Raw genomic sequence first — 9,624 nt, 5'->3', positions numbered from 1 at the left:
GCCGGCCGGGCCTGCGGGGTGTGCGGGCCGGGGCGTCGGCCCGCCGTGGTGTGCCGCGTGTGCCGCGCCGGCGCCCCCGGTCGGGCGGGGCGGCCGCCCGGCGGGTGGGCCTGTGCGCCGGTTTCCCCCCGGGGGTGTGCGGAGCGGTTTTGACGCTACCAGCCGCGGATCGCGGTGCGACAGATGATTTCCGCATGCGCCCGCGTGCCTTTCGCACGGGGCGCGGGGGCGGCGGGGGGGCGGTGGGGGGCGGGCTCAGCCGGGGGCGTTCAGGCGGGGCGGGTGGTGGGCGCTGCACAGGCGCAGCAGCCGGTTGAGGGCTTCCCGGCGGCGGGCGGGGGGTTCGCGTTGGGCGCACTCGGCGGCGTAGATGCCGATGAGGCTGTGGAAGCGGTAGCGGTGGCCGGGTTCCTCCTGGAGGAGGTGGTGGGCGGTCAGGAGGGCGAGCAGGCGGCGGGTGGTGTCGCGGTCGGTCTCGGCGAGGGTGGCGGCGATCTGGAGGGTGAAGGGGCTGCGGCACAGGCCCAGGTGGCGGAACATGCGGGCGGCGTCGGCGGGCAGGGCCTGGTAGGAGGCCTCGAAGACGCTGCGCAGGCTGGCGGTGGCGTCGTCCTGGACGGTGAGGCGGTCGAGGCGGCCGTGTTCGGCGGTGTACTGGTCGACCAGGGTTTCGAGGGGGGTGTCGGGGTTGGCGACCAGGGCGTCGGCGACGATGCGCAGGGCCAGGGGCAGTCCTCCGCACAGGGCGCTCAGGCGGGTGGTGGCCGGGTCGTGGGCGGTGAGGCGGCCGCCGGCCAGGGCGGTGAGCAGGCGGGCGGAGTCCTCGTCGGTGAGGGGTCCGATGGTGAGCAGGTGGGCGCCGTCGCGTGCGGCGAGGCCGCTGAGGCGCCGGCGGCTGGTGGCCAGGACGCAGGAGGAGCCGCGGGGGATGAGCGGGCGCAGCTGGTCGGCGCCGGGGGCGTCGTCGAGGACGACGAGCATCCGCCGGCCGTGCAGGAGGCTGCGGTAGAGGGTGGTGCGGGCGGCCGGGCCCTGGGGCATGCGGGAGGCGTGGACGCCCAGGCCGGTGAGGAGTTGGCCCAGGGCGTCGGCGGCGGCCAGGGGCCGGCCCCGGGGGGCGGTGGCGTGCAGGTCGACGTAGAGCTGGCCGTCGGGGTAGCGGTCGGTGAGGCGGTGGGCCAGTTCCAGGACGAGGGCGGACTTGCCGGCGCCGGCGGGGCCGTCGACGACGGCGACGGGGGTGGTGGCGCCGTGGCGGGGGAGGTCGGCGCCGAGGAGGGCGGCGAGGTGGGCGAGTTCCTTGGTGCGGCCGATGAATCCGCGGGCCAGGGGCGGGAGTTGGGCGGGTCTGGGGGTGGTGTGGAAGGGGTGGTCGCGGGTGGCGGGCGGCGGGGGCGGCGGGGTGTCGGGGCGGGACGTGTGAGGAACGTGGAGGGCGTGGGCGTGGGCGTGGGGTGCGTGGGCGTGGGGGGCGGGTGCGTGGGTGTGGGCGTGGGGTGCGTGGGTGTGGGGGGCGGGGTGTCCGGCGAGGATCTGTTGGTGGAGGGTGCGCAGGTCGGGGCCGGGTTCGATGCCCAGTTCGCTGCGGAGCAGTTCGCGGGTGTCCTCGTACAGGCGCAGGGCGTGGGCCTGGCGTCCGCTGCGGTAGAGGGCGAGGATGAGCAGCCAGCGCAGTTTCTCGCGCAGGGGTTCCTCGGCGATCGCGCCGGTGAGTTCGGTGACCGTTTCGACGTGGCGGCCGGCGGCGAGCATGCTGTCGGCCCGTTCCTCCACGGCGGTCAGGCGCAGGTCGCGCAGGCGGGTGCGTTCCATGGCGGCGAAGGGGCCGGGCACGGCGGTGCAGGCCTCGCCGTGCCACAGGGCGAGGGCCTGTTCGTAACGGCGCAGGGCCGCTTCGGTGTTGCCTTCGGCGCGTGACCTGCGGGCGTCGTTGTGGGTGCGGGTGAAGAGGGTGGCGTCGACGTCGGCGGGGTCCATCCGCAGGCAGTAGCCGCCGGATCCGGAGGCCAGGAGCGCGTCGGCGGCCCGGGTGGTGCGTCCGGGTTCCAGGGCGCGGCGCAGGCCGGCGACGTAGGTGTGGACGCCGTTGGCGGCGGTGTGGGGGACGTCGGTGCCCCAGAGGGCGTCGACGATGCCCTCGACGCCGACGACGTCGCCTGCGCGGCTGGCGAGCAGGGCGAGGACGGCCCGCTGTTTGGGCGGGCCCAGGGTCACCTCCGTGCCGTGGCGCCAGGCGCGTACCGGTCCCAGGAGCTGGATGCGCAGGGGTGCTGCTGGTGCGGCCATGGGTCACTCGCCTCCTGACGTGGTGGTGCCTCCCGCGGCGCACGGGTGCGTGCGGGCGGGGGCGCAAGGTGGCCGGCGCCGCGCACGGTCGCGGGCCCGGTCGCGGGCGCGGTGGTGTGCACGGTCGCGGTCCCGGTGGTGCGCGCGGTGGCGGTCCCGGCGGTGTGCACGGTCGCGGTCCCGGTGGTGTGCACGGTCGCGGTCCCGGTGGTGTGCACGGTGGTGGTCCCGGTCGCGGGCCCGGTGGTGGTCCCGGTGGTGTGCACGGTGGTGGTTCCGGTCGTGTGCACGGTCGCGGGCCCGATGGTGTGCACGACGGTGTGCGCGGTGGTGGGCCGGGTCTGCCGCTTCTGCGTTCCGGTGTGGTGCGGCGCGGTTTTCGCCCGGTGTTTTCCGTCGCGGCGGGGGTGAATGCGGCGGGGCGGGCGCGGGGGCCGTGCCGTTATTGCGCCGGATATGGTCCGGGCGGCGGGAACGGGGGAGGCGGTGATTCCGTTTGCGGCGGCGGGCTGGGCCGCCGGGGAGCGGTGCGCCGGTGCCGGCACATCAAAGCCCCTGGCCGGTCCGCCGGTCAAGGGCGGGCCGGGCGTGTTCGCCCCGCGCACGTTTCCCCCGTCCCCCTTTTTTTATCGGCCCGCACGGCGCAGGCGTGAGGATGTCGCGGGCGTGCGCGCATAAGACCGCAAAGGGTGTCACGCGTGATCACAGTAGCGGTGGCGTCTTGGGGTTGTCACCCCTGCCGCGGCCGGCCCGGCCCGGTGGCGGGAGCGGGGCAGGCGGGGCGGCCGGGGCGCCGGCGCGCGTCGGGGCGGCGGGAGCGGGTACACGGTCCCGACGGTGCGCCAGGTCCGTGCCGGCAGGAGCCGGCAGGGGCCGACGGCGGGCCGGAAGGGGCCGGGCGGCGTGCCGGGTCCGGCCGGACGGGGCCGGGTGGAAGGGGCCGTCGGCGTGCCTGGGCGGCGGGCCGGGCGGTGGTGGCGGCCGGTCCGATGGTGCGTCAGGCGGTGTGCGGGGCACGCTGGTTGGTGCCGTGGGTTTCCCGTGCGGGGCGGGGGCGGGGTGCGGGCGGGGCCCCCGCCCCCGCCGCGCCCCTTCTCCCCTGCTCCCCGGCCCCTGCTCCCCCGCGTCCCCGTGCTCCGGGCCTTCCCGCGCGTCCCGGCCTGCCCGGCGCTGCGGCGGCGCCGTCCTGCGGCACCCCCTTCGCGGCGCCGGGCCGGCGGCGCGCGGGACGGGCGGGCAGCGCCGGCGGGGGCGGAGGGAGGGCGGACGGGCGGCGCCGGCCGGGGGCGGGCGGGTATTGATTTCTCCGTCCCTTGTGTGTGAAACGCACGGGGGCGTGTGCGGAAATAACCTGTCGCGGAGCGATCGGCGGCTGGTAGCGTCGGGATCGTTCCGCGGATTTCGGGCGGGGAGCCGGCGGGAAATGCCCGCCGGCGGCCGGGCCGGCCGCTGCGGGAAATGTGCGCCGCCGGCCGCGGCGCCGCGCCACCGGAATTGGCGCCGGGCCCGTCGGCGCGGTCTTTTTTCCTGGAGGGACGGACTGTGCCAGAGCAGGATTTTGCCGTGACGACGCCCTGGGAAGAAGTGGCGGATTCCATCGAGTTCATTCCCGGTGAATACGCCGAGAGGACCCAGCCGGAATCCGTGGCGCGGGAAATGCTGCGCTGCACGGAGGCGGACATCGGCCGGCTGGTCGGTGCGGGCCTGCCGTTCGAGGAGCACGCGGGGGTGCGTCACTTCGACGCGAGCGACCTCTACAACCTCGGCATGTACGCGGGCCGCCCGGACACGCAGCCGCAGCTCGCGTTCCGGATGCTGTTCCGGTTCGCCCGGCGCCCGGTGGAGGAGCTGCTGCGCGAGAAGTCGTGGGAGTTCCGGGCCCGTCTGGAGTGCCCGGGGTGCCGCGAGGAGGCGCCGTGGCACTTCGAGGCGCCCGACGTCGCCCGCTTCGGCGGGCGCCTGGCCGGCGGGGCCGCGCCGGTGCCGGGTGGGGGCACGGCCCGCTACGAGGCCACCGTCACCACCACCGGCGCGCGCACCCCGCTGCTCTCCCCCGTCCTGCGGCGCCTGACCCGCGAGTACCTCGACGCCGGCTACCGCTGGCAGATGATCCCCGTCCCCATGCAGGCCGACCACGAGCTGGTGCACGCCCTCGGCGCGACCAGCTGCATCGCGGCGAGCCTGTTCCTGGCCGAGGCCTTCCGCGCGGCCGGGTACCGGGCCCGGGCGAAGCGGGGCTGGTTCTGCGGCGTGCTCGGCGGCGCCCTCGACCTGCCGCACGCGTGCGTGGAGGTCGAGGACGACGACGGCGCGCTCAGGAGCGTCGACATCGCCAAGGCGCAGCTGGCCGCGCGGCTGTCGCCGGACACCGCCGGCTTCCAGGAGCTGTGCCTGGGGTCGGTCTACAACAAGGTGATCCCGTCCACCGCCGCCGCCGGCGCGTCCTTCGGCCGTCACGGCTGCGGGTCGGGGCGGGCGGTGGTGGTGCGTGCGGACATCCGGTCGGCGCGCTGACGCCGAATTTTCCTCGAACTGCTCCGTTACTGGAAGGGCGGGTCAAAAGATGGCGGTAGGGATCGAACCGATCGTGCTGGAGCTGGAGCGGCTGGAGCAGCTGGCCGAGTCCGGCTACTACAACCCGTACACGATGTTCGACTGGCCGGAGGCGATCGAGCCCGGTGTGCCGTGGATGAGCGAGAGCCTGACCACGCTGGCGGGCACGCCGATGTGGGACGAGCTGACGCGTGAGCAGCAGATCGCGCTGACCAGGTACGAGGCGGTCAACTTCTTCAGCCTGAACATCCACGGCATCCGTGAGCTGATGAGCGATGTGGTGATGCGCATCCACGGGCGGGCCTACCGGGACGTCTCGGAGTTCCTGCACCACTTCATCGGCGAGGAGAACGAGCACATGTGGTTCTTCGCCCAGTTCTGCCTGCGCTACGGCGGCAAGCTGTACCCGGCGCAGCCGGCGCTGAAGGCCGGGGCGGTGGACCACCTGTCGCCGGTCGCCCGTGAGCTGGTCGTGTTCGCGCGGATCCTGGTGTTCGAGGAGATCGTGGACCACTACAACGCGCACATGGCCACCGACGAGTCGCTGCCGGCCATCGCGCGGGAGATCAACCGGGTGCACCACCAGGACGAGAGCCGGCACGTCGCGTTCGGCCGGATGATCTTCACGAACCTGCTGGGGCAGGTGGCCCGGCGCGATGCGGGCGAGGTGCCGGTGATCGCCCGGTACCTGGAGGAGTACCTGCAGTACAGCATCGCCACGCTCTACAACCCGGCGGCCTACCGCGACGCGGGGATCCCGGACGCGCTGGGGCTGCGGCGCAGGGCGCTGGAGCACCCCGCGCGGGTGGAGGCCCACGAGCGGGTGCTGCGGCGCACGCGCCGGTTCCTGTCGAAGGCGGGCGTGGGACGGGAGGCCGTGCGGTGAGCGGGGAGGCGATGCAGGCGGTGCGGGAGTTCATCCTGGGCCGCAACCCGGAGCTGGCGGAGCTGCCGGAGGACCTGGACCTGATCGACAGCCGGGCCATCAACTCGCTGGCGTTCGTGGAGTTCATCTTCCTGCTGGAGGAGCTCACCGGCGAGGCCACCGACCCGGAGGACCTGGACCTGGACGACTTCCGCACCCTCGGCGCGCTGGAGGCGCGGTTCTTCAGGAAGGAAGCAGGGCGATGACCACAGCGGGCGAGAGCGGCCTGGGAGTGCTCGACGGCGGCCAGCTGCGGCTGCTGCGGGCCGTGGACGCGGTGTTCCTGCGCCTGGCCCGGGAGTGGGAGGCGCCGGAGTTCCGGTACCCGTTCCTGATGCGCTGCCAGGACCTGGACACCTTCGACTACTACGACAACTTCCCGCACCTGGGGCTGGCCGCGGCCCGGCTGGACCCGCAGCGCCTGAAGGAGCTGCTGGCGGCGGGGCCGCGGCCGGTGCGGCAGGTGCCCGCCGCGGTGATGGAGCCGGCCGCGTTCGCGCTGCCGTCGGCGGCGTGCTACTCGGTCTACCTCGACCTGGCGGGTTCGCGCCTGTCCGGCGACGGGGTGCTGCGCACCACCGTCGGCACGTGTTTCCGCAACGAGGACCACTACCGGGGCCTGCAGCGGCTGCTGGGCTTCTCGATGCGCGAGATCGTCTGCGTGGGGCCCGAGGACGTGGCGAAGAAGCACCTGCTGCGGGCCAGGGACGCGGTGGTGGGGCTGTGCGCGGCGCTGGGGCTTCAGGTGTCCCTGCAGGCCGCCACCGACCCGTTCTTCGACCCCGACGGGGGCAAGGCGAAGATGCAGCGGCTGTTCCCGGTGAAGGAGGAGTTCGTCGTGGGGGGCCTGGCCGTCGGCTCGGTCAACTACCACCGCAACTTCTTCGGCGAGCGGTGCGACATCCGTGCCGGCGGCGCGACCGCGCACACCAGCTGCCTGGCCTTCGGCCTGGAGCGGTGGGTGCACACCCTGACCGCCCGGTTCGGCAGCGCCGGCGCGGCCGTGGCCGCCCTTCAGGACCTGGGCTGATGCGCCGGCCGCTGGCGCAGGTCCTGGGCGTGGAGGTGGGCCTGCTGCAGTCGGGCATGGGCGGTGTGGCCGGCACCGAGCTGGCGTGCGCGGTCTCCCGGGCCGGCGCGGCGGGCTGCGCGGGCGGCTACAAGCTGGCCGGTGACGCCCTGTCGGCCCTGCTCGGGCGCCTGGTGGCCGGCACCGGCCGGCCGGTGGGGGTGAACCTGATCCCCGAGGTCGTCGGGGAACGCGACCTGGCCCGGCAGCTGGCACAGGTCCTGGACGAGACACCCGCACGCGTCTACGTGTCGCTGTTCGGCCTGCCCGCCGGCGACGCGCTCCCCGCGCGCGCGGTGGCCGCGGGCCGGCACCTGGTCGTCCAGGTCGGCACCGTCGAGGACGGGGTGCGGGCGGCCTCCCTCGGCGCGGTGGTGGTGGCCCAGGGCACCGAGGCCGGCGGCCACCTGCTGGGCACCATGCGGCGCGACGCGCTGGTCACCGCGCTGCGCGAACGCCTGCCCGGCGCCTGCCTGGTGGCCGCCGGCGGCATCGGCTCCCCCGCCCAGGCCGAACGCGCCCTGGCCGCCGGGGCCGACGGCGTGCTGCTGGGCACCGCGTTCGTCGTCGCGCACGAGTCACGCGCGCACGGGCGTTTCAAGGACGCGGTGGCCGCCGCCGGCGACGGCGACACCGTGATCAGCGGCGTCTACGAGATCGGCTGGCCGGGCCGGCGCCACCGCGTGCTGGCCACCCCCGTCACCCGCGACCCCGCGCAGCCCAGCACGTTCATCGGCCGCACCGTCGTCGAGGGCAGGCCCTACCTGGTACCGCGGTTCAGCTCCGCGGTCCCCACCACCGCCACCACCGGCCGGATCGAGGAGATGGCACTGTACTGCGGCCGTTCCTGCGCCGCGGTCGACGGGCCGGCACCGGCCGCCGCCGTCGTCGCCGCGTTCGCCCCCGTCCTGCCCCGCAGCGGGCCCCGGCCCGACGGCGGAGACGGCGACGGGCAGCAGCCCGACAGCGGGGAGCAGCCCGGCGGCGAGCCCGGGACCGGCAGTAGGCCCGGCGGAGGTGACGGGCCCGGCAGCGGGGAACGGCCCGGCGGCGGACCCGGCGACGGGCCCGGCGGCGAGCCCGGCAGCAGGCCCCGCGGCGGGGAGCAGGGCGGGAACGGGCGGCGGCCCGGGCCCGGGAACGAGAACGCGCACGAGGACCGGCCCGGGGACGAGCCCGGGAACGAGAACGAGCCCGGGAACGGGACCGAGACAAGGACGGGACGCCATGTCAGCCGGTGAGGCGCAGGACCACCACGACCTGCAGTACTACGACACGCCGCGGATCCGCACCCGTGAGGGCGTGGAGCTGTACCACGAGGTGAGCGGCGAGGGCACCGCCATCACGCTCCTCAACAACTTCTTCATCACCAGCCCGTTCTGGCGCGAGTACACCGCGGACCTCGCCCGCGACTTCCGCGTCGTCAGCTACGACCTGTGCAACCACGGCGCGTCCTCGCGCCTGGCGCAGGAACCGACCTGGGAGGAACACGCCGCGGACGTGGTCGGGCTCCTGGACGCGCTGGACATCGAGTCGACCTACCTGGTCGCCACCTCCGCCTCCACCCAGCTGGCCCGCGACGTGGCGCTGGAGTACCCGGACCGGGTCAAGGGCCTGGTCCTGGCGGGCCCGGTGCTGGGCCTGCGCGGCATGCGCCGCCACCGCCAGCTGAACCGGGCCTGGCTGCTGACGCTGCAGAACCACGGCATGACCGCCCTGTACGGCCACATGTACCCCGAGGTGATCAGCGGGGACATGAACGAGGAGTCCGGCACCCCGGGGTTCCTGGGACTGCGGGAGAGCTTCCTGGCGATGTCCACCCCCGAGGAACTCACCAACGGCCTCACCCTCGTCCAGCAGGGCGAGACCAGCCCCGAGCTGCTCTCGCGCGTCCAGGCACCGACCCTGATCGTGCTGGGCGACGACGACATCCTGCTCAGCCCCACCCGCGGCCACGAGCTCGCCGCCCTGTTCCCCGACGGACGCTGCGAGATCATGCCGAACGCCGGCCACGTACCGTTCCTCGACGACCCCGAGGGCTTCCAGACGATCGTGCGCAAGTTCGTCGAGGAAACCGACTCCCATGCCTGACACGACACTCCAGACCCGCACCCCCCACACCCGCACCAGCACCGGCACCGGCACGGACGGCACGCCCGGTGCCGGCGGCGCCGGCACCCCCGGCACGCCCGGCTCCCCCGCCGCGAACACCGCGGACGGCACCCCCGGCACGCCCGGCTCCCCCGCCGCGAACACCGCGGCCGGCACACCCGGCACGCCCGGTGCGAACGCTGCGGGCGGCACGGACGGCGCGGGCGGCACGCCCGGTGCGGGCGGCATCGGCGCCCCTGGCACGGACAGCACGCCCGGCTCCCCCGCCGCGAACACCGCGGCCGGCACACCCGGCACGCCCGGTGCGAACGCTGCGGACACCTCGCCCGGTACGACCGGCACCCCCGACACCGGTACGGGCGGCACCCCCGGCACCGACGGCGGTACGCCCGGTACGGACGGTGCGCCTGGTGCGCCTGGTGCGGCGGCTGTGGTCAGGGCGCGTATCCGCGAACTGCTCGCCGGTCTGTTCAGCGACGGGGAGTTCACCGCCGCCATCGCCGACGGCGCCTCGCTGCGCGAGGCCGGGGTGCCCTCCACCGCGCTGGTGAGCCTGCTGGTCGCGATGGAGGACGCGTTCGGCTTCGAATGGGAGGACGACGTGCGCCCGGAGGTGCTGCGCTCCGTCGAGTCGCTGGCCGGCCACGTCGTGGCCCTGCGGAACTGACGGGCCCGCGGT

The 9,624-nt window shown here is 75.1% G+C and carries 8 protein-coding genes; 7 read left to right on the top strand and 1 reads right to left on the bottom strand.

The annotated features are described in order from the left end of the window. Positions 1 to 255: 255 nt before the first annotated feature. The gene (locus J5Y04_RS37445; protein ID WP_209417004.1) at positions 256 to 2,286 is read right to left on the bottom strand and encodes a BTAD domain-containing putative transcriptional regulator; all 2,031 of its coding nucleotides are present in this window, start codon (positions 2,284 to 2,286) and stop codon (positions 256 to 258) included. Positions 2,287 to 3,942: 1,656 nt separating this feature from the next. On the opposite strand from J5Y04_RS37445, the gene J5Y04_RS37440 reads away from it, so the two are divergent. Genes J5Y04_RS37440 through J5Y04_RS37410 form a run of 7 tightly spaced genes read left to right on the top strand, consistent with a single transcriptional unit; the run spans position 3,943 to position 9,612 of the window. After that, a complete protein-coding gene (locus tag J5Y04_RS37440) occupies positions 3,943 to 4,800 on the top strand; it encodes a hypothetical protein (RefSeq protein WP_209417003.1) in 858 nt (285 codons plus the stop codon). Between the two features lie 49 nt (positions 4,801 to 4,849). After that, positions 4,850 to 5,725, top strand: a complete 876-nt coding sequence (locus J5Y04_RS37435; RefSeq protein WP_209417002.1) for a diiron oxygenase — start codon at positions 4,850 to 4,852, stop codon at positions 5,723 to 5,725. Continuing rightward, entirely contained in the window at positions 5,722 to 5,970 is a 249-nt protein-coding gene (locus J5Y04_RS37430) for an acyl carrier protein (RefSeq protein ID WP_307853501.1), read from the top strand. The genes J5Y04_RS37435 and J5Y04_RS37430 overlap by 4 nt, the downstream gene beginning before the upstream one ends. Next, a complete protein-coding gene (locus tag J5Y04_RS37425; protein ID WP_209417001.1) occupies positions 5,967 to 6,794 on the top strand; it encodes a hypothetical protein in 828 nt (275 codons plus the stop codon). The genes J5Y04_RS37430 and J5Y04_RS37425 overlap by 4 nt, the downstream gene beginning before the upstream one ends. Continuing rightward, a complete protein-coding gene (locus J5Y04_RS37420) occupies positions 6,794 to 8,074 on the top strand; it encodes a nitronate monooxygenase family protein (RefSeq protein ID WP_209417000.1) in 1,281 nt (426 codons plus the stop codon). The genes J5Y04_RS37425 and J5Y04_RS37420 overlap by 1 nt, the downstream gene beginning before the upstream one ends. Continuing rightward, positions 8,061 to 8,924 carry an alpha/beta fold hydrolase gene (locus J5Y04_RS37415; RefSeq protein ID WP_209416999.1) on the top strand — a complete coding sequence of 288 codons (864 nt, stop codon included), beginning with the start codon at positions 8,061 to 8,063 and terminating at the stop codon, positions 8,922 to 8,924. The genes J5Y04_RS37420 and J5Y04_RS37415 overlap by 14 nt, the downstream gene beginning before the upstream one ends. After that, positions 8,917 to 9,612 (top strand): hypothetical protein, encoded by a 696-nt coding sequence (locus tag J5Y04_RS37410; protein WP_209416998.1) that lies wholly within the window; start codon positions 8,917 to 8,919, stop codon positions 9,610 to 9,612. The genes J5Y04_RS37415 and J5Y04_RS37410 overlap by 8 nt, the downstream gene beginning before the upstream one ends. Positions 9,613 to 9,624: the final 12 nt, after the last annotated feature.

Origin of the sequence: Kitasatospora sp. RG8, from assembly GCF_017813315.1 — a bacterium.
In the GTDB taxonomy this organism is placed as follows: Bacteria; Actinomycetota; Actinomycetes; order Streptomycetales; family Streptomycetaceae; genus Kitasatospora.
The sequence above is the reverse complement of the archived record's forward strand: the minus strand, read 5'-3'. Positions and strand labels throughout refer to the sequence as shown.

Coding starts and splice junctions, on each gene's coding strand:
- J5Y04_RS37435 (WP_209417002.1), top strand. CDS start 4,850: ATGGCGGTAGGGATCGAACCGATCGTGCTGGAGCTGGAGCGGCTGGAG.
- J5Y04_RS37425 (WP_209417001.1), top strand. CDS start 5,967: ATGACCACAGCGGGCGAGAGCGGCCTGGGAGTGCTCGACGGCGGCCAG.
- J5Y04_RS37445 (WP_209417004.1), bottom strand. CDS start 2,286: ATGGCCGCACCAGCAGCACCCCTGCGCATCCAGCTCCTGGGACCGGTA.
- J5Y04_RS37420 (WP_209417000.1), top strand. CDS start 6,794: ATGCGCCGGCCGCTGGCGCAGGTCCTGGGCGTGGAGGTGGGCCTGCTG.
- J5Y04_RS37410 (WP_209416998.1), top strand. CDS start 8,917: ATGCCTGACACGACACTCCAGACCCGCACCCCCCACACCCGCACCAGC.
- J5Y04_RS37440 (WP_209417003.1), top strand. CDS start 3,943: ATGCTGCGCTGCACGGAGGCGGACATCGGCCGGCTGGTCGGTGCGGGC.
- J5Y04_RS37415 (WP_209416999.1), top strand. CDS start 8,061: ATGTCAGCCGGTGAGGCGCAGGACCACCACGACCTGCAGTACTACGAC.